This window comes from Salinigranum rubrum, assembly GCF_002906575.1.
GTDB classification, from domain to species: Archaea; Halobacteriota; Halobacteria; order Halobacteriales; family Haloferacaceae; genus Salinigranum; species Salinigranum rubrum.
Genome location: NZ_CP026309.1, coordinates 2,843,464 through 2,861,492, shown reverse-complemented (window position 1 = coordinate 2,861,492; position 18,029 = coordinate 2,843,464). Strand labels below are relative to the sequence as shown.

19 protein-coding genes and 1 pseudogene are annotated in these 18,029 nt (G+C 67.3%); 10 read left to right on the top strand and 10 right to left on the bottom strand.

Annotated features, from left to right (window positions below; translation table 11 throughout):
* Positions 1-100: 100 nt before the first annotated feature.
* Both C2R22_RS14070 and C2R22_RS14065 read left to right on the top strand, forming a co-directional pair.
* Positions 101-808, top strand: coding sequence for a helix-turn-helix domain-containing protein (locus C2R22_RS14070; protein ID WP_103426313.1), 708 nt, complete (start codon positions 101-103; stop codon positions 806-808).
* Between the two features lie 355 nt (positions 809-1,163).
* Positions 1,164-1,499 (top strand): ArsR/SmtB family transcription factor, encoded by a 336-nt coding sequence (locus tag C2R22_RS14065; RefSeq protein ID WP_103426312.1) that lies wholly within the window; start codon positions 1,164-1,166, stop codon positions 1,497-1,499.
* 121 nt (positions 1,500-1,620) lie between these two features.
* On the opposite strand, the gene C2R22_RS14060 is transcribed toward C2R22_RS14065, so the two are convergent.
* From C2R22_RS14060 to C2R22_RS14045, 4 genes are all read right to left on the bottom strand, one after another.
* Complete coding sequence (locus tag C2R22_RS14060) at positions 1,621-1,977, bottom strand: hypothetical protein (protein ID WP_103426311.1); 357 nt, start codon at positions 1,975-1,977, stop codon at positions 1,621-1,623.
* Positions 1,978-2,070: 93 nt separating this feature from the next.
* A complete protein-coding gene (locus C2R22_RS14055; RefSeq protein WP_162562507.1) occupies positions 2,071-3,132 on the bottom strand; it encodes a hypothetical protein in 1,062 nt (353 codons plus the stop codon).
* 172 nt (positions 3,133-3,304) lie between these two features.
* Entirely contained in the window at positions 3,305-4,642 is a 1,338-nt protein-coding gene (gene hmgB, locus C2R22_RS14050; RefSeq protein ID WP_103426309.1) for a hydroxymethylglutaryl-CoA synthase, read from the bottom strand.
* A gap of 91 nt (positions 4,643-4,733) precedes the next feature.
* Positions 4,734-6,347 (bottom strand): type IV pilin N-terminal domain-containing protein, encoded by a 1,614-nt coding sequence (locus C2R22_RS14045; protein ID WP_103426308.1) that lies wholly within the window; start codon positions 6,345-6,347, stop codon positions 4,734-4,736.
* Between the two features lie 212 nt (positions 6,348-6,559).
* Here C2R22_RS14045 and C2R22_RS14040 point away from each other — a divergent pair, with 212 nt between their 5' ends.
* The gene (locus C2R22_RS14040) at positions 6,560-8,233 is read left to right on the top strand and encodes an Ig-like domain-containing protein (protein ID WP_103426307.1); all 1,674 of its coding nucleotides are present in this window, start codon (positions 6,560-6,562) and stop codon (positions 8,231-8,233) included.
* Positions 8,234-8,240: 7 nt separating this feature from the next.
* Here the strand turns inward: C2R22_RS14040 and C2R22_RS14035 are convergent, their stop codons facing one another.
* From C2R22_RS14035 to C2R22_RS14020, 4 genes are all read right to left on the bottom strand, one after another.
* Positions 8,241-8,828, bottom strand: coding sequence for a DUF2150 family protein (locus tag C2R22_RS14035; protein WP_103426306.1), 588 nt, complete (start codon positions 8,826-8,828; stop codon positions 8,241-8,243).
* An 86-nt stretch (positions 8,829-8,914) separates the two neighbouring features.
* Positions 8,915-9,760, bottom strand: coding sequence for a TatD family hydrolase (locus C2R22_RS14030; protein ID WP_103426305.1), 846 nt, complete (start codon positions 9,758-9,760; stop codon positions 8,915-8,917).
* 59 nt (positions 9,761-9,819) lie between these two features.
* Positions 9,820-10,179 (bottom strand): hypothetical protein, encoded by a 360-nt coding sequence (locus tag C2R22_RS14025; RefSeq protein ID WP_216824736.1) that lies wholly within the window; start codon positions 10,177-10,179, stop codon positions 9,820-9,822.
* Positions 10,180-10,245: 66 nt separating this feature from the next.
* On the bottom strand, positions 10,246-10,701 hold the full coding sequence (locus tag C2R22_RS14020; protein WP_103426304.1) for an NYN domain-containing protein: 456 nt from the start codon (positions 10,699-10,701) through the stop codon (positions 10,246-10,248).
* A 240-nt stretch (positions 10,702-10,941) separates the two neighbouring features.
* Between C2R22_RS14020 and C2R22_RS14015 the strand changes: the two genes are divergently transcribed.
* From C2R22_RS14015 to gcvPB, 5 genes and pseudogenes are all read left to right on the top strand, one after another.
* Positions 10,942-11,160 (top strand): hypothetical protein, encoded by a 219-nt coding sequence (locus tag C2R22_RS14015; RefSeq protein ID WP_245902771.1) that lies wholly within the window; start codon positions 10,942-10,944, stop codon positions 11,158-11,160.
* A gap of 570 nt (positions 11,161-11,730) precedes the next feature.
* The gene (gcvT, locus tag C2R22_RS14010; RefSeq protein WP_103426302.1) at positions 11,731-12,837 is read left to right on the top strand and encodes a glycine cleavage system aminomethyltransferase GcvT; all 1,107 of its coding nucleotides are present in this window, start codon (positions 11,731-11,733) and stop codon (positions 12,835-12,837) included.
* A gap of 7 nt (positions 12,838-12,844) precedes the next feature.
* Positions 12,845-13,221, top strand: a pseudogene (gcvH, locus tag C2R22_RS26410) (glycine cleavage system protein GcvH).
* 44 nt (positions 13,222-13,265) lie between these two features.
* Positions 13,266-14,537 carry an aminomethyl-transferring glycine dehydrogenase subunit GcvPA gene (gene gcvPA, locus C2R22_RS26405; RefSeq protein WP_245903026.1) on the top strand — a complete coding sequence of 424 codons (1,272 nt, stop codon included), beginning with the start codon at positions 13,266-13,268 and terminating at the stop codon, positions 14,535-14,537.
* A 55-nt stretch (positions 14,538-14,592) separates the two neighbouring features.
* Positions 14,593-16,014 carry an aminomethyl-transferring glycine dehydrogenase subunit GcvPB gene (gene gcvPB, locus C2R22_RS14000; protein ID WP_103426301.1) on the top strand — a complete coding sequence of 474 codons (1,422 nt, stop codon included), beginning with the start codon at positions 14,593-14,595 and terminating at the stop codon, positions 16,012-16,014.
* 87 nt (positions 16,015-16,101) lie between these two features.
* Here gcvPB and C2R22_RS25660 read toward each other — a convergent pair whose 3' ends face one another.
* Complete coding sequence (locus C2R22_RS25660) at positions 16,102-16,269, bottom strand: DUF7838 family putative zinc beta-ribbon protein (protein ID WP_173862806.1); 168 nt, start codon at positions 16,267-16,269, stop codon at positions 16,102-16,104.
* A gap of 232 nt (positions 16,270-16,501) precedes the next feature.
* Between C2R22_RS25660 and C2R22_RS13995 the strand changes: the two genes are divergently transcribed.
* Positions 16,502-16,741, top strand: coding sequence for a glutaredoxin family protein (locus C2R22_RS13995; protein WP_103426300.1), 240 nt, complete (start codon positions 16,502-16,504; stop codon positions 16,739-16,741).
* 13 nt (positions 16,742-16,754) lie between these two features.
* Here C2R22_RS13995 and C2R22_RS13990 read toward each other — a convergent pair whose 3' ends face one another.
* Positions 16,755-17,633 carry an NmrA/HSCARG family protein gene (locus C2R22_RS13990; protein WP_162562506.1) on the bottom strand — a complete coding sequence of 293 codons (879 nt, stop codon included), beginning with the start codon at positions 17,631-17,633 and terminating at the stop codon, positions 16,755-16,757.
* 129 nt (positions 17,634-17,762) lie between these two features.
* On the opposite strand from C2R22_RS13990, the gene C2R22_RS13985 reads away from it, so the two are divergent.
* Positions 17,763-18,014: a DUF7553 family protein gene (locus tag C2R22_RS13985; RefSeq protein WP_103427684.1), complete on the top strand. Its 252-nt coding sequence runs from the start codon at positions 17,763-17,765 to the stop codon at positions 18,012-18,014.
* Positions 18,015-18,029 lie beyond the last annotated feature (15 nt).

Here is an 18,029-nt window from a genome sequence, read left to right as displayed (position 1 = left end):
CTCGACGACCGTCGAAGGTGGGTTTCGGTACGGTTTTGTCCGCGCTGGGCCGACGAGTGGATATGTCCACAGTCGCTTACGAGGCGGGGGGTACGGGTCGGTGACCGACGGTCCGCGCGCGGACCTCGCGCGACGTATCGCCGGCGAGGTCACGCTCAGCGACGACCCCGGTGCGACGCTCCGCAAGTGGCGCACCGATTTCGACGTCTCCCAGACGGCGCTCGCGGACCACCTCGACGTCTCCTCGTCGGTCGTCTCCGACTACGAGTCCGGTCGTCGAGAGAGCCCCGGCATCGGCGTCGTCAGCCGGATGGTGAACGCCCTCCTCGACATCGACGAGGCGCGGGGGGGCTCGCGCATCAGACAGTACGCCCGGGTCGTCGGCGCGGGCTTCGAGAGCGACATCGTTCAGGACCTCCGCGAGTACCCCACGGCCATCCGCCTCTCCCGGGTGTACGACGCGCTCGGGGCGCGCGAGATCGTCCGGGGCGAGACCGACCGGGTGAGCGGCCACACCGTCATCGACAGCATCGAAGCCATCACCCGGCTCTCGTCGGAGGAGTTCTACCGGCTGTACGGCGAGTCCACGAACCGGGTGCTCGTGTTCACGAACGTCACCCGGGGCGAGTCGCCGCTGGTCGCCCTCCGCGTGGTGAACCCGACGCCGAACGCCGTGGTGTTGCACGGACTGAGCGAGGACGAACTGTGGGAACACGCCGCGACGCTGGCGACTATCGACGGCTTCTCGCTCGCGGTTTCGACGCGGGACATCGACGAGATGCTGTCGGATCTGCGGACGCTGGGGTGAGAAAAAAGTGGTGGGTCGCTTCAGTCCGTGAAGACCCTTCTCGGAGAGGCTGTCGTCGTTTCTGTGACGCCGAGAGACGCGGGGTCGTAAGCGAGTTACGCGTTTCGTGAGTGCAGTCGCGTGTTCCGTGAATAGAGTCGAGTAGACAACCGCGCGACACACGGGCGTGGTGATCCGCAGCCTCACCTTCCCCAACCGGTTTCTCCGCTCACGTGGACCTGTCTCTCAACTGGATCGGTCGCCGTCTCTCCCCGAGTCTATCCACACGACCCACCACCACCACCCGCCCGAGGCCACTGACACGCCCGAGACGCACCGACGCGACGCTTATGTACACGGATAATCACTATCGACCGTGAGCAGAGCCTGGGAAGCCGAGACGGTGTTCGACCTGCTCGGGAACGAACTCGTCCGCGAACTCCTGGCGCTGACGAGCGTCGAGCGCCTCTCGGCGGACGAACTCGCCGAACGGTGTTCGGCCTCTCAGCCGACGGTGTACCGGCGGCTCGACTCCCTCGAAGAGTACGACCTCGTGGGCGTCCACACCGAGTTCGACGAGGAGGGGAACCACTACCAGAGCTACGAGTGTCGGCTCGAAGAGGCGCACATCAGCGTCGAGGAGGGCGGGTTCACCGTCGACATCACGCTCCGGCGAGACCCTGTCGGCGACGTGGACCTCCCGGACGGGTGAGATGGGGGGCGTGCCGGCTGTACGGGGTGTGGGGGGTCAGAAGGGGGAAGGTACCCGACACACCCCCGGTCATCCCCGGAGCCCGCGACTCGACGCCGCGGACCCGGCGCGACGTCCGTCCTTAGCTGGACGCGAACTGGATCTGACTCTCCTCGTCGAGGTAGACGTACCCGACGGCGAGCGCTGCGAACCCGACGAAGATGGGGATGTACCCTTTCGGCGAGGCCTCGGGCTGGAGGAACGCCGCCCAGCCGACGACGAGGAGCGAGAACAGGGCGACACCCCACGCTTGCCAGTGGCGAGCCCAGTCGAGGACCCTCTCGACCACCGAGTCGGACGAACGGTCGTGGCCGGTCGAGTGGAGGTCGGAGCCACCACCGTCCGTCGAATCGGACTCTTCTGTGGCGGCGTCGGCGGGTGCCTGGATTGCCGATGCGTCTGCGTCGGTCGACGCGTCCGAACCATCGGGCACGGACATCGTCTACCTGCACATGGGGGCCGACCCCGACTAAAACCACTGCGGCGCTTCGAGGTCTGAAGACGCGCGCCCCGCGCGGGCTGACGCCTCGTCTCAGGAACCACAGAGGTGGCGTTCCTCGTACCCGCCGAGTTCGAAGCCGTCGTCGAGGTCGGCGGCCGTCGCCGCCGAGAGGCGGGCGTCCGCGTCCGTCCCGTCGTAGCGCGGCGACAACCACCCGGACGTGGTGTGTGTCCGCCCCTCGACGTGGCCGGCGGTGTTGTGGAGGAGTTCGTGGGTGAGGAACGCCACGCGGTTCGACCGGCCCTCGCCCCCGGCGGTGTCGGTTCCGTCGACGATGGAGACGTAGCCGCCGAGCGCGCCGCGCCCGCCGAGTTTCGGGTGGGTGAGGTCGGCGAACGTCGTCTGGTAGTAGACGCACGTCGCCCCGTCGAGGTGTGCGTCGTCGTACCGGCTCCGGATCAACTCCTCGTCCGGTTCGTACGTCCGGACCTCCTGGTCGAGCCGCCGTTCGTCGACGAGGTGCAGAGCGATGCCCGTCGAACCGTCGGGGTTCGAGACGGGCATCCGCGCCCAGATGGTGCGCAGCCGAGCGCGTTCGGACTCGGTGAGGGTGGCGATGCCGTCGCCGTACAGCACCTGCAGGTAGAGGTCCTTCCGGTCGGGGTCCGCCCCCGGGAGGGGGACGCCGTCGGGGGTCCGGCCGGCCTCCTCCCACCCGTCGAGGAGGCGGTCCCCGTCCCTGTCGGGAGAGGGTCTGGCGAGACCGGCCGCGTCCACGAACTCGATGGCGTCGCCGTCCATCTCGGCGATGGTACCGGTGCCGCCGGCGACGTTACCGATGGCCCCTTTCGCGTCGACCAGCGTCACGAGCGTCGGGGCGGCCGCGACGAGGAACAACAGCGTGAAGATGGAGAGGACCTTTCCAGCCGTCGTCTTGGGGGTGACGCGCGCCCAGGTACGCCGGACGGCGCGGACGACCCGAACCCCACTGGGGACGACGACGCGGACGATGACGACCGCGACGACGGCGGCGAGAACGAGCGTCCCGACGATGACCGCCGCCGTCACCTCCACCGGCGGCATCGCCTCGGGCCACCACGGGGGCTCCGCGACGGCGGCCTGGTTCTCACTCGTGAGTTCCAGAGTGGCCAACGCGAGGCGTCGGATCGGAGACAGCACTGATCGTCACTCTCCCACACTGGGTGAAAAACCCACCTCTCAAATTATCCTGATTGAGAACTAGTATATAAACCCGATATAAAGCCTACTTGAACAGGGGGTGGTTGCCCCCTCCGAGCGTTCCGCCGCCCTCGGGGGACGCCGGTCAGTCGACGTACTCGTACTTCCGCTCGTTCATGCGGCCCCAGCCGGCGAAGACGAACTCGCCGACGGGCTGGGTGAACTCCTCGACGTCGATCTCCTTGTCGTGGTTGTGGACGTCGTGGACCTGCTCGTACTCGTCGAACGAGAGGTCGTACCGACGGGCCATCTGTTCGTCGATGGTGAGCGCTTCGATCTCCTCCTTCCAGCCCTCCTGGACCGTCTCGGCGTGAATCTCCGCCTGCGCGCCGGAGCCGTACGAGCCGACGAGGAGCTTCTCGCCGGTGAGTCCCTTCCCGGTCTCGGCCGCGGTTTTCAGCGCCGAGGTCCGCGCGAGATGGACCGACCCGGTGTACCAGTTGCCGAGTTGGCCCGAGAGCGTGAGCGTCGGCTCGATGGTCCGAGCGTACCAGTCGCGGTAGCGGTCGGTGTCCTTGAGGCCGTCCATGTAGCCGCGGATGGCCTCCTCGTAGGCGTCCCAGGAGTCGAAGTCCTCCTCGCGGGGCTGTCGACCGAGTTCTGCGGCGAGTTCCTCCTCGATCTCGGTGTCGCGCGTCATGTGCCGATAGCCGAGCAGCGCGGCCTTCCGGACCATCCCCGGGAACGGCGTGTGGAAGGGGATGTACGTGATGTCGTCGGGGTGGGTCCGCCCCGCGACCGACTCGTAGTCTTCGAGCGCCTCGCGCATGCGCGCGAGATACACCTTCATCGAGCGCTTCCCGTCGACGGAGGGGAACTGCTGGTTCGGCTTCAGGAAGTCCGTTTCGTCCGCGCTGCCGTATCCCTGCTCCGTGGAGAGTTCGACCACGCTGGGGTCCTCGGAGATGAGCATCGCCACCGCGCCGGCACCCTGTGTCGCCTCGCCGGGGTCTCCTCTCGCGTAGAGCGCCGTGTCGGTGGCGATCACGAGGGCGGCCCGACCGCGGTTTCGCCCCGCCTTGATCCAGTTGTACGCGTCGTCGATGCTCTGGGTCCCAGCCACGCAAGCGAACTTCCGTTCGCCCTTGTTCGCGTGGTGGAAGTCGCCCTCGAACACCTGTTCGAGACAGCCCGCGATGTACGTCGACACCGGCTTGGAGTTGTCGAACGCCGACTCGGTGGCGACGTCGATACGGCCGATGTCCTGGGGAGAGAGCCCCTTCCGCTCCATCAGCCGTTTCGCGGCGTTGGCGCCCATCGTCACGATGTCCTCGTAGACGTCCGGCATCGAGGAGTTGTGTAGCCCGAGCCCCTTCGTGTACTTCTCCGGGTCGTCGCCCTTCACCGGGGCGAACGTGTTCGGCAGGTCGAGCCGAAGCTTACCGGTCCAGATCTCGATGGCGTCTATCCCTACACTCGTCATGGCTGCGTGTTACTCCGGAGGGGCATATGGGTTTGTCGATGGGTCTTTCGTCGTATGTCGAAATACGGCTCGCTCGACCTCCCGAGACGACTCACTCCACCCGGTTCCCGTACCCGTCCTGTGGCTCGTAGGCGTCGTCCGGGCGGACGTCGAGCCGTTTGTCCCCTTCGAGCGTGAACCCGTCGAGGAGGACGGTTCCCCCGCCGGTGACGTCGGCGACCGCGTCCTGCCACCGAGAGGCCGTGACGAGTTCGGCGTCCCGGATGTCGATGTCGCCGCCGGTCGCCGTGAGCGTGAGTCCCCGGTTCGTGCTCTCGAGCGTCGCCCCGCTCAGGTCGACGGACGCCCCGGTCACCGAGAGCGCGGTCGACGACCGAAACACCGTGCTCCCGGCGGCTTCGACGGCACCGTTCGCCTCGACCGTCACGTCCCTGTTGCCCGAGGTCACCGTCGCCCCGGCTAACCTCACGGCCTCCCCGGCGACGTACACCGCGCTGGTCCCCGACTCGATGGTCGCGCCGTCGGCGTTCAGGTCCCCGCTCGCATCGACCGTTATCGCGTTGTTGTTCGCCGTCACGGTCGCGGCCGAGAGGTCGACGGTGCCGCCGGTGATGGTGACGGTCCCGGTGCCGGAGAAGACCTCCGCGTCGCTCGCGTCGACGTCCCCCTCCGCGTCGATAGTGACGGGACCGTTCGGCGCGTCGAACGTCGCGGCGTCGAGCGACACGGCGTCGCCCGCGAGCGAAATGTCGCTCGTGTCCGACCGGAACGTCGCGCCGTCCGCGAGGACGTCGTCGGCGGAGTCGACCGACACCCGGCCGTTCCTCCCGTAGAGCGTGTCGTCCGAGCCGACGTAGATCGCTCGCTCCCGGGAGACGACCTCGACCGTGCCCGTCGTCGACGTCAGGCTCACGTCGAGGTCGACGCTGTCGGCCTCCACCCGTACCTTCCCGTTTCGGGCTCGGAGTTCACCCCCGCTGACGCTGTCGGGAACGACGAGCGTGGGCTTCAGCGGGTCCGCCGGCGCGGTGTAGGTGACGTCGCCGTTGTCGTTGTCGGCGAGGTCGACTCTCGTGTCCAGCGTCCCGCTGTCGTAGAGGCGGTTGTCGTTGTAGTCGAGGTAGGCGAAGCCGGGGTCGCGGACCCCACCACCTCCACCATCTCCGCCGTCGCCTCCGTCTCCGCCGTCGCCTCCGTCTCCGCCGTCTCCGCCGTCGCCACCGTCTCCGCCGTCACCACCGTCTCCGCCATCGCCTGTCGGCGGAACGTAGTCCGGCGCCGCCGTGGCCGTCGTCGCGTCTCGGACGGTCACGCGACTGTCGAACACCACGGAGTTGGTGTCGTTCTCGACGACGAGGACGTGCAGTCGACTCCCGACGGGCGCGCCCGCGAACGACGTGCTCCACGCCACCCCTTCCTCGAAGGGGTCGGGCAAGGCGTACGACGCGTCACGTCTCTGGAGGAAGACCTTGCCGTCGTCGATCGGTTCGCCGCCGGCGTGTGTCACCGTCAGCGTCGTCTCGGCGGCCGCGTCGGTGGTGTCGTTGACCGCCACCACGTGGATGTCCGCGTTCGCTCCGTCACCCGGGTCGAGGGTGCCGAGGTAGAACGCGCCGAACATGCCGACGCCGAGGACGACGATGGCGGTCAGGAGCACCACGCCGACCTCTTCGGCCTGGCCTCGGTTCCCTCGCGCGTCGTTCATTACCCTCCGTATCCGGCGGTCGTACTTATCTTTCGGCCTCCTGCTATCACGACTGGTATGGAGCGTTCGCTCGCCACGAGCAGTCGGCTCTCGAACGAACCGATGCAGTTCGAATCACTACCTCTGCCGACATCTGCAGATTTCGCCTTTCGTCTCTCGTGATTGATACCGGCGGCGTCACACATATATGGCATCTCGGTCTTGTTCGACCGATGATCGGCGACGACCGCGGCCAGTCGATACAGGTCGGTGCAGTTCTACTGTTCGGAATTCTCATCATCGGCCTCGCGTTCGCCCAGACGGTCGTCGTCCCCGCCGAGAACGAGGGCGTGGAGTTCAACGGCTACGTCGAGACCACGGAGGACCTCGTCACCCTTCGGAACGACGTGCTCGCGGCCGGCGTCCAGGGCGGTCCGCGGGCGCAGTCCGTTCAGACCGGGGTCCGGTACCCCTCACGGGCGGTACTGATCAACCCCGGTCCGTCGGTCGGCTCCCTGCGGACGACGTCGCCCGAGAACGTCACCGTCTCGGGCGTCGAGGCCGTCTCCGGCGAACCGGCGAACGTCCGTGGGGTCTGGGACACCTCCCCGTCCGCCCGCGGCCCGCAGAACTTCAGCACGCGGTCGGTGCGGTTCACGCCCGCGTACAACAACATCGACGTCCCTCCCGTCGAACTGTCGGCCGAGGGGGCGTACCGACTCACCGACAACGGCCCGCTCTCTCTCACCAGCCGGACGTTCGTCACCGGCAACCGAATCACCCTCGTGACCGTCGAGGGGGACTTTCGGAGTTCGGCGCTGACGACGTCGGTGGCGGCGACGCCCGCGAGCGTGGCGACGCGCTCGGTGACGCTCACCGGCACGGGGAGCGAGTTCAGCGTCACCGTTCCGGTCCCCGGGAACGGGACGACCGAGGCCGCGGAGATGTGGAACGACTCGACCGCCGCGCAGTCGCTTCGGGACAACCCGAACGTCCTCGGGACCGAGGTCAACGGCTCGCGCGTCGACGTCACGTTCGACGGCTCTCGGACGTACGAACTTCGACTTGCACGCGTGATCGTCCACGACCGCGGCGACTCCGGCGTCGACGCCGACACCGAACCGCAGTACCTCGTTCCGCTGGACGCCAACGGGACCGAGGTGCCGACCACCGGCTCGAAGCGGCTCTCGGTCGAGGTCCGCGACCGCTACAACAACCCCGTCGAGGGGGTCGACGTCGCGTTCAGCGCCTCCAGCGGCACCGTCACGAGCGGGTCCACCGTGACGACCGACTCCGCCGGCCACGCGAGCGTCGCGTTCGACATCGACGACACGGCCAACACCGCCGAGGTAACCGCCGCCATCGACGGCCGGGGCGTCTCCCCGTACAACTCGACGACGATCGAAGTCGTCCGTCAGGGCACCGGCGGCGAGGGCGGCAGTATCAACCCGGCGGGCGGGAACGACCTCGCGCTGCGGTCGGCAGACCTGGCTGATGCGGGCGGCAGCCCGACGGACAAACAGAGCGAGGTCGAATCCGTCCGGGTCGCGTTCGAGAACTTCGATACGAGCAACCCGAAGAACATCACCAAGGTCAAACTCAGCTTCTACAGCGTCGACGCACAGAGCGGGAGCCGAGACCCGAGCCCGAACAGCGCGACGTTCGACCCGGTCGGGTCGGGCCCCACGCTGACGCTCGACACCGGCGGTGACTTCGAGAGTTCCAGTCTGGTCTTTTCCCCGGGACAGACCCGGGATGTGGTCATGCGGTTCTACGAGAACCAGAACGGTGGCGGCTCGACGTTCGAGCCACAGCGAGGTGACTTCTACGTTCTCAACGTCTTCATCGACGTCGACGGGGACGGAGTGGGCGACACGTCGGCGACGTACTTCATCGCCCCGCGGTAGAGAGAGACTACTCCTCGCCGTCCTCTTCGATGACTTCCGGGTCGGCGAGCGCCGACTGCAGCGAATCCAGTCCGGAGACCCAGTCCGACACGAGTCCGTACTCGATGTCCTCCAGCACGGTCACGTCGAGTTCGCCGTTGTCCTCGATGACGAGCGTGCCCGCCTGAACGACGTGCGCGAAGGCGGTGTCGAGGTCCTCTTCGTCTTCGGCGGCGACGGCCGCCTCGACGTGTTCGGGGATGGTGCCCTCGGGGGCGGGACCGCCGGCGACGTACTCCTCGCCCGCGGCGAAGACGCAGCGGAGGCTCATCTGGACGCCGTCGACGAGCATGAGCTTCTCCTCGCTCTCGAACTGAACCTCCGAGAGAACGATCTCGCCGATCTCGCGGAGCTCTTCGAGCGCCGTCTCCTGGTCGAGGGTCCCGTCCTTGTACGCGGAGAGGACCTTCGCGACGGCGATTGCCGCGTCGTCCTGCATGTTGAACAGGAGTCGCGCGGACTCCTCGCTCTCGGGGTCCAGATCCTCCTCGTCGACCCGCGATAGCCAGTTCTGCCACCGTTCGTCGGTGTAGTAGGTCTCCTCAACCTCGGTCATACCAAACAGTCTCTTCCTGTCGTCAAAGGCCTTTCCTCTCCCCGGTTGGGTGCGGGACGCTCCCACCCGTCGTGCGTTCACATGACTCACTTCGAGAGCGTCGCGCGGGTGTCGATTCCGTACACCGAGCGCGGCGTCTCCACGTGCGCGCGGCGGACCGCCTCGTCGTAGCCCTCGTCGAGGAGCGTCCGAACCCGCCGCGGGACGGTCTTCGGTCCCAGGACCGCGCCCGGCCGGTCGGGGTCGTCGACGAAGTCCGTCTCCATGAGGAACGGCTTCCCCTCCTCTGCGGCCTCCCGCAGCCAGTCGGGTTCGCTCATCACGCTCGGCGTGACGCCGTCGAGTCGCGGCCCGGCGTAGTGTTTGACTACCTTCTTTGGAGGGAGCCCGCGCTCGTCGGCCCACCCGGCCACGTCGGTCAGGTCCTCGGTCGACTCGGTGTGGAGCTGGACCGCACAGTCGGCGTCGGCGCCGAGCGAGAGCGCGTGCCGGAGCACGTCGTTCGAGGCCTCCCACACCGCGTCGGAGACGTCGTAGTGGGGACGGCCGGACTTCAGCGCGAGCGCCCGGTCCTCCCGAACGTACTCGACGGCGACGTCGAGGCCGTCGCACATGAGGTCACGGGCTTCGGCCGGTTCGAACCCCCGCTCGTCGACCAGCCGCGAGACGAGGCCCGGGTGGACGCCGAGGACGGGCCAGGCCCGCCCGTCGAGCACCTCGCTCGCTTGCGCTACGACGCCGAGAGTCGTCTCGAACACGGTCCGGAAGTCCTCGCCGGTCTCCGCCTCGCATCCGAGATGCCACGAGGGCTTGTTGACGACGAGTAAGTGCGTCCCGCCGAGGCGAGCGAAGTCCTCGACGGCATCGATTCCCCGTCCGTGCTCCGGGTCGAGATGGAGGTGGTTGTCCAGCACCGGCGTCCCGAGGTCCATGTCGAGGTGTTCGACGGCCGGAACAAAAGCCGACCGGATGCGTCACTCGCGTTCTCACCTCAGACGCCCGGGACGCCGAACGCCGACAGCGACCCGACGCCGAGCAGTGAGAGGACGGCGAGCGTGACGAGCGACGCGACCCACGCGACCAAGGCGATGCCCGCGGCCTCGACCCACCCGCCCGGGTAGCGCCAGTTCACCACGGCGATGTACGCCAGGAGCGTGAGGAGCACGCCCAGGAGCGGAATCCACCCGAGGAACAGCCCGACGACCGCCCAGACGACCGCGCCGATGAGTGCGGTGACGACGGCATGGCTGTAGTCGCGCTCGTCGACGACGAACCGCGCGCCGACGTAGATGCCGAACCCACCGACGAGAAGGCTCACGACGAACCCGACGACCGAATCGACGATTCCCATGCGCGACGTATCGACGCCCGTCGGGAGAACAGTTGCGCTTTCGCAGGGGGTGACCCGCTCGTCGGGTCACTCGCCGAGGGTGACGCTCTCCGTCGCGGCGTTGGGGAGCGCGTCGGAGCGTCCGTGGGTTCCCGGCGCGATGGCGACCGTCCGGAGGCCGTACTCGTTCGCCACTTCGAGCGCCGGCTTGAAGTCCGTGTCGCGGGAGACGATGGCGACGACGTCCGCCCGCGACTCGACGACCTGTCGCGTGAGGTCGACGGCGAGTTTGACGTCGACGTCCCCACTGGTGACGACGACGTTGAACCCCCGTGCCTCGGCCGCCTGGATGAGTCCCGGGGTCGCGTGTTCGTCCACGTAGAGCCGCGTCGTCGCGAGACGTCCGTACGCGCGGGCGGCCGCGCGAACGTCGTCGAGGTCGACGTCGAACTCGTCGCGGAGGACGTTCGGACCGTCGACGAACAGCGCGACCCGCGGCTCCGCGGTGTGCTCGGCGGCGAACAGCCGCTGGAGGAGGTCCATGCGGTCGATACCCCGGAGGCGAACAAAGGCGTGCTGATTCGTGAGCGTCGCGTCCGCCGCGACGAACCGACCGTCGCCCCTCTCCGTGGTGTGTGGGGAATCGACACTAGAATTCCTAATACACTTAGAACAGGTTCCGAGTCGTATATGTTTAGATTTATGTGTTCGGACGCTCATTTGGTTGATATGAACAGAGCAGGTGGGGAAGAAAGTCCCCAATCGTTTATTGTGATAGATTCGATGAACAGCCACGGTGCGCTCACCGTTCAATCGGCCGACACTCGTGCGACGTACCACGTCGTCGACTACGCCGACACCGAAGCCCGTGAACGGCTCGCCTCGCTCACCGAAGGCGCACAGGTCCGGATGTCCGTCTCGCGGGCCGGCGTCAGAGCGAACGTCTGGACGGCGAAGAAAGTCGTCACCGGTTCCGCGGAGCCGACGACCGCCCGCGCCTGAGCGGGCCGAGTTTCCACCTCACGAGCACCTCACGACCGCCTCTCCCTCGCCTCCTCTGCCTTCCGTTCGTTCTCTTCCTTCGCAGTTGCGCCGTCGCGCCGCGTCGACGCTGATCGTCGGGACAGCGACAGCCCACGCCAGTCCGATCCGGAACCCGAGAAGACAGTCGTCTCAGACGCGGCGCATGGCGCTCGCCATCTCGGCGAACGTCGCGGTTCGCCGGCTCTCCGCCCACAGCTCTCCCCTCGACGCGCCCTCAGAAATAGTTACTATCTTCATAGTAATGTTTTACTCCACGGGGTGTGATAAATCTACCTCTCCGGAAGGGTTCGGTCACGACCGTCCGTCCCGCTCCGACGTTTCGCGGCCGTCAACGCCACGGGTTCCGTCCCGACTCGCGGAGCCACCGTCGTTCGTCCGCGATACAGTCACTCCACTGGCGGTTCGTGACAATTCGCGGACTCGCTCGTTTGCCTACGACACCGTAACGTCAGTGTCGTTACGAGTCGCCGACTCACCACCCTCGGCCGCGATACCAAAGCATTACTTGACTCCCGCCAATGCGCGACTATGGCCCTTCGGAAGCCGCCACTGCGGGACGTTCACGCCGGGCGGGACGCGAAGTTCACCGAGTTCGGCGGGTGGGACATGCCCGTGGAGTTCGACTCCATTCGAGCGGAGCACACCGCCGTTCGCGAACGGGCCGGCATCTTCGACGTCTCGCACATGAGCGAGATCGAGGTCACCGGACCGGACGCGACCGCGTTGATGCAGCGGCTCACGTCGAACGACGTGACCGTCCTCGACGAGGGCGACTCCCAGTACTCGACGATCACGACCGCCGAAGGGACCATCATCGACGACACCGTCGTCTACCGACTCCCGTCGGACGAGGGCGGTGACGCCGCCTACCTCTTCGTCCCGAACGCGGGCCACGACCAGCAGATGTACGACCGCTGGACCGACCACCGCGACGAGTGGGGACTCGACGCCGACGTGACGAACGTCACCGAGGAGTGGGCGATGTTCGCCGTTCAGGGCCCCGATTCGCCCGCCCTCGTCACCGAGGTGCTCGGCTCGACACCCGGACTGGCCCCGTTCGAGGCCCGGGAAGCCGACCTCGCCGGGGCGTCGTGTCTGCTCGCGCGGACGGGCTACACCGGCGAGGCCGGATTCGAGGTGCTCTGTCCGTGGGCGGAGGCCGAGACGGTGTGGGACGCGTTCGTCGACGACGACGCCTGTCCGCCGTGCGGACTCGGCGCGCGCGACACGCTCCGCATCGAGATGGGCTTTCTGCTCTCGGGGCAGGACTTCCACCCCGAAGAAGAGCCACACAACCCCTACGAGGCCGGCATCGGCTTCACGGTCAAACTCGACACCGAGTTCGTCGGCCGCGACGCGCTCGAACGCGTCCACGCCGAGGGTGTCGACGAGAAGTTCGTCGGCATCGAACTCGTCGACCGCGGCATCGCCCGCCACGGGTACGAACTCACCGACGAAGCCGGCGAGTCGCTCGGCCACGTCACCAGCGGCACCATGAGCCCGACGCTCTCGAAGGCCATCGCCCTCGGCTACCTCCCCGCCGACCACGCCGCCCCCGGCACGCGGGTCGACGTCGTCGTCCGCGGGGACCGAAAGCGGGCGAAGGTCGTCTCGCTGCCCTTCATCGACCGCTAACACAACTATGTTCGAAGTTCCCGACGACAGACGGTATCTGGAATCGCACGAGTGGATCACGACCGCCGACCCGATCAGAGTCGGCATCACGGAGTTCGCACAGGACGAACTCGGCGACGTGGTGTTCGTCGAACTCCCCGAGACGGGTGACACGGTGACCGCCGACGACTCGTTCGGCGTCGTCGAGTCGATCAAGGCCGTCTCCGACCTCTACGCCCCCGTCTCGGGCGAGGTCACGGCCGTGAACGAGGAACTGTTCGACCGCCCCGAACTCGTCAACGAGAGTCCGTACGACGAGGGCTGGATGCTCGAACTGAGCGTCGAGGGCGACGAAGCGTTCGACGACCTCCTCTCCCCGAGGAGTACCGCGAGCAGATCGAATGAGCGGGAGTCCGTACGCACCGCACGCGCCCGAAGAGACCGAGTCGATGCTCGATGCGGTCGGTGTCGACGCGGAGGACGAACTGTTCGACATCCCCGACGACGTCGCGTTCGACGGCGAGTTCGGAATCAGTTCGAAATCCGAAGCTCAGGTGCGAACCGAGGTCGAGGCGACGCTCTCGCGCAACCACGACCTCGTCGAGTTTCTGGGTCGGGGTCACTACGACCACTACGTCCCGTCCCTGGTTTCGGACCTCTCTCGCCGGTCGGAGTTTCTCACCTCCTACACGCAGTACCAGCCCGAGATCACCCAGGGCTTCCTGCAGGTCCTGTTCGAGTACCAGTCGTTCGTCGTCGAGTTGACCGGACTGCCGGTCGCGAACTGTTCGATGTACGACGCCGCGACTGCCCTGGCAGAGGCCGCGCGCCTCGCCGGTCGCGTCCGGCAAGCGAGCGGGTCGACCGTCATCGTCCCCGACCACCTCCACGAGGGGAAGGCGGGCGTCCTCGACAACTACGTCGAGGGGGCCGGCCTCTCGGTCGAGACGTACCCGATGGACGACGGTGCTGTCGACGTCGACGCACTCTCCGAACTCGTCGACGACGACACCGTCATGGTGTACGCGGAGTCGCCGACGGTCCACGGGGTCGTCGAGCCCTCGCTCGGTTCGATTGGGAGCCTCGCCGCCGACAACGACGCGCTGTTCTGTCTCGGCTCCGACCTGCTCGCGCTGGCACTCCTCGAAGAGCCTGCGAGCGTGGGAGCCGACGTCGTCGTCGGCGCGGCCGACGTTCTCGGACTCTCGACGAGCTACGGCATGGGACTCGGCCTCTTCGCCACCCGCGAGGAGTTCCTCCGGCAGGTCCCGGGGAGGCTGGTCGGGGCCAGTGAGGACGCCGCCGGGAAGAGAGCGTTCACCCTCACGCTCCAGACGCGCGAGCAGCACATCCGCAAGGAGCGCGCCACGTCGAACATCTGCACGAACCAGGCGTGGGTCGCCCTCCGGACCGCGATGCACGTCGCCTCGCTGGGTGCGGACGGGATGGTCGACCTCGCCGAACAGTGCGTGACGAACGCCCGGGACCTCGCCGCGAAACTCGACGAAGTCGTCGGCGTTCGGGCGCCCGTCTACGACCGTCACCACTTCCGCGAGTTCGTCGCTCACACCGATCAGCCCGCGGAGGCCGTGGCTTCGGAACTCGAATCAGAGGGATTCGCCGTCCACGTCGTCGGCGAACACCGGATTCAGGTGTGTATCACGGAGACGAACGCGGGACACGCCGAGGCCCTGGTCACGGCGTTCGAGGAGGCAGCGTGATGGACCACGTCAGCACACCTCCGGCCTCGTTCACGCTCATCCCGGGGGGATTCGCGTGAACTACGATCAAGCGCGATTCAGCCGAGACGACGTGTACGAACCGCTGCTCTCCGAGAAGGACGGACGCGAGGTCGACGTCGACTCGTCGCTGCCGGACGACCTCACCCGCGACTCGGTGTCGCTTCCCTCCCTCTCGGAACCCGAGTTGGCCCGCCACTACACCCGGCTGTCGCAGATGAACTACAGCGTCGAGACCGGTCCCTACCCGCTGGGGTCGTGCACCATGAAGTACAACCCCTCGTTCATCGAGGACGTCGCGGCGCTTCCGTCGGGAGCGGTCCACCCCGACCGCTCGGGAGAAACCGTTCAGGGGACGCTCGCCGTTCTCCACGGGTTGCAGGAGTACCTGGCCGACATCGGCGGGATGGACGCCGTGACGCTCCAGCCACCCGCGGGCGCCGCGGGCGAGTTCACCGGCATCCTCGTCGCGCAGGCGTACCACGAGGCGAACGACGACGACCGCTCCGAAGTGATCATCCCCGCCTCGGCGCACGGCACGAACTTCGCGTCGGCCGCGATGGCCGGGTACGAGGTGGTCGAACTCCCCTCGGGGGCGGACGGCCGCGTCGACCTCGACGCGCTGGAGGCGGCGGTGTCGGAGGAGACGGCGGCGCTCATGCTGACCAATCCGAACACCCTGGGGCTGTTCGAGCGCGAGATACGCGACATCGCGGAGACGGTCCACGACGCCGGCGGTCTGCTCTACTACGACGGCGCCAACCTCAACGCGCTGCTCGGTCGGGCCCGCCCCGGCGACATGGGCTTCGACATCATGCACTACAACGTCCACAAGACGTTCGCCACGCCCCACGGCGGGGGTGGCCCCGGTGCCGGGCCGGTGGGTGTGGCTTCGGACCTCGCGGAGTTCCTCCCGAAGCCGCAGGTCCGGAAGTCGGACGGCGGCTACGAACTGTTCGACCCCGAGCGCTCCATCGGCAAGGTCCACGGCACGATGGGCAACTGGCTCGTCCTCGTGAAGGCGTACGCGTACATCTCGCGGCTGGGCGACGCGGGCCTCAGAGACGCCTCGGCGAAGGCGGTGCTGAACGCCAACTACCTCGCCTCCCAGTTGGAGTACGACATCCCGTACGACCCGTTCCACCACGAGTTCGCGGCGACGGCGGGGGACAGAGACGCCGCGGACGTGGCGAAACGGATGCTCGACTACGGGGTCCATCCGCCGACGACGAAGTGGCCCGAACTCGTTTCGGAGGCGATGCTCACCGAACCGACCGAGGTGGAGAACCGCTCGTCGTTGGACGACCTCGCCGCGGCGTTCAACCGCGCGCTCGCGGACGACGACGAGACGCTCGCGAACGCGCCGTCGCGGACCACCGCCCGGCGCATCGACCAGGTGAGCGCCGCGCGGAACCCGCGGCTGTCGTGGCACGCGCTCGAAGACGACGGCGGGGACTGACGCCGTCCGCGCGGCTATTCGTTCAGTTCGGCCCGGTACCGCGGTCGCTGGTGTTCTGCCGAGAACGAGGTTTCCAGAGGAAGAGGCTCAGGCTTCGACCGACGTGTCGATGTCGCCGATGCGGACGAAGCTGTAGTTACACTCCGCACAGCGCCACTTGACCTTCTCGCCGAGGTGTACCAGCGTGCTGGCCGACCGCCAGAACGTGCGCTCCTCGCCGCAGGCCGGACAGTGGTGTTCCATCTCCAGGCTCATACGTCGAGATATCGGTGCCCGCAGTTTAAGATGTTGGTTCCGATTACCGGTCGTGAGAGCAGCGAGTCGTCGTCGGTGTGGGGCTGTACGTCTCCGCACCCTTCTACAGATAAGCAAGGCGAGTGCCTCGGGGCTCGACCCCGAGGCGGTTCACTGAGACGTTCACACCGCACGAACCACCCGCTCCGCGAGGAGGCCAACTTACTTGCCCACCGCGGCGATACACCCATCCATGGCTCTCACCCTGTATGCGCTCGACGGCTGCCCGTACTGCGAGAAAGTCCACGACGCGCTCACCGAAGCCGACGTCGACTACGAGACCGTGTGGGTCGAAGCGATGCACTCCGACCGCGACGAGGTAAAGCGCGTGAGCGGACAGCGCGGGGTTCCCGTCCTCGTCGACGACGACCACGGCGTCACGATGAGCGAGAGCGAGAACATCCTCCAGTACGTCGAACGGACGCTCGCCTGATCCTCCCTCCCGCTCAGGCGGAGGCGGGCGCCGGGCGCGACGCCCAGTGGGCGTCGACGTACTCGGCGAACGTCGCGTAGTCGATTTCGGTCCACTCCGAGAGGGCCGCGACGTCGACGTCGTACCCCTGCTCGTTGAACCACTGGTACATGTCGGCCATCTCGTCGCCGGCCTCCGCGCGGTAGGTGTCGACGTCGACGTGTACGGCCTCGACCGCACGACCGAGCGCGTCGGCGAAGACGGCGGCGAACGCTTCGAGCGTCAGTTCGTCGCCCGCGAGTTCGACCCGCTCGCCGGTCCAGGTGTCGGGGTCGGCGAAGGCTGTCGCCGCCATTCGGCCGATGTCCGCGACGTCGACGACGGCGAGGGCGACGCCCTCCGCGAGCGGCATGGCGAGCGTCCCGTCTCTGATGTCCCCCTCTTGCCACGCGAAGTTCTGCATGAAGTACACGGGGCGGACGAACGTCCATTCGAGCCCCGAGTCGACGATGTACTCCTCGACCCGGTGCTTGGACTCGAAGTGTTCGAGCGGCGCGCGGTCCGCCCCGGCGACCGACGAGTACACGACGTAGTCGACGCCGGCGTCGACACAGGCGTCGACCATCCGCGTTCCGTGTTCGGTTTCGACCGCCGGACCCTCCTCGAAGAACGTCGTGACGAGGAAGACGGCGTCCATCCCCTCGACGGCCGCGTCGAGCGAGGCGCGGTCGTTCAGATCGGCCTCGACGACGTGTACCCCCCGCTCTGTGAGCGCCGCGGCGGCGTCGCTCCCCGCGTCGCGGGTCATCCCGTACACCTCGTACTCGCCGTACGCGCCCGAACGGAGCGCCTCGACGACTGCACCACCCTGCTGGCCCGTCGCACCGGCGACGAGCACCTTCGTCAGTGCCACGGGTGAGAGGAGGCTCTCTCTGGGGATAAATCGGCCGTGAGGCGTGATATCAGCGGATTGCTCCGGGATGTAGTCACACTCCGTGAACGCCCCACAATACTCATATCTGTTGCCTACGTAAGGGCAGATATGAACAAGCACTTCGAGGACGCGTGGTACTACCTGGGTCGAGCCGTCGACCACCTCCGCATCGGGCTGGAAGAGGAACTGGCACCGCTCGAAGCGGCCGCACGGGAGCGGTTCGGGTGGGAAGAAGACGAGGACGAACCTCGGACGCGACTGGACCGCGTGAAGACCGAGTTCGAGAGGGTCGATACCGAACCGGTGCGGAAGGCCCGCGAGCGCATCGACCAGTACCGCGGCCGGCCCCCGGCGGAGTAAGTAACCCTTAAGTCT

Excerpts from the sequence above, each read along its gene's own strand:
- C2R22_RS14060 (WP_103426311.1), bottom strand. The coding sequence starts at position 1,977 with ATGTCCGTGCCCGATGGTTCGGACGCGTCGACCGACGCAGACGCATCG.
- hmgB (WP_103426309.1), bottom strand. The coding sequence starts at position 4,642 with ATGACGAGTGTAGGGATAGACGCCATCGAGATCTGGACCGGTAAGCTT.
- C2R22_RS14045 (WP_103426308.1), bottom strand. The coding sequence starts at position 6,347 with ATGAACGACGCGCGAGGGAACCGAGGCCAGGCCGAAGAGGTCGGCGTG.
- C2R22_RS14040 (WP_103426307.1), top strand. The coding sequence starts at position 6,560 with ATGATCGGCGACGACCGCGGCCAGTCGATACAGGTCGGTGCAGTTCTA.
- C2R22_RS14035 (WP_103426306.1), bottom strand. The coding sequence starts at position 8,828 with ATGACCGAGGTTGAGGAGACCTACTACACCGACGAACGGTGGCAGAAC.
- C2R22_RS14030 (WP_103426305.1), bottom strand. The coding sequence starts at position 9,760 with ATGGACCTCGGGACGCCGGTGCTGGACAACCACCTCCATCTCGACCCG.
- C2R22_RS14025 (WP_216824736.1), bottom strand. The coding sequence starts at position 10,179 with ATGGGAATCGTCGATTCGGTCGTCGGGTTCGTCGTGAGCCTTCTCGTC.
- C2R22_RS14020 (WP_103426304.1), bottom strand. The coding sequence starts at position 10,701 with ATGGACCTCCTCCAGCGGCTGTTCGCCGCCGAGCACACCGCGGAGCCG.
- C2R22_RS14015 (WP_245902771.1), top strand. The coding sequence starts at position 10,942 with ATGAACAGCCACGGTGCGCTCACCGTTCAATCGGCCGACACTCGTGCG.
- gcvT (WP_103426302.1), top strand. The coding sequence starts at position 11,731 with ATGGCCCTTCGGAAGCCGCCACTGCGGGACGTTCACGCCGGGCGGGAC.
- gcvPA (WP_245903026.1), top strand. The coding sequence starts at position 13,266 with ATGCTCGATGCGGTCGGTGTCGACGCGGAGGACGAACTGTTCGACATC.
- C2R22_RS25660 (WP_173862806.1), bottom strand. The coding sequence starts at position 16,269 with ATGAGCCTGGAGATGGAACACCACTGTCCGGCCTGCGGCGAGGAGCGC.
- C2R22_RS13995 (WP_103426300.1), top strand. The coding sequence starts at position 16,502 with ATGGCTCTCACCCTGTATGCGCTCGACGGCTGCCCGTACTGCGAGAAA.
- C2R22_RS13985 (WP_103427684.1), top strand. The coding sequence starts at position 17,763 with ATGAACAAGCACTTCGAGGACGCGTGGTACTACCTGGGTCGAGCCGTC.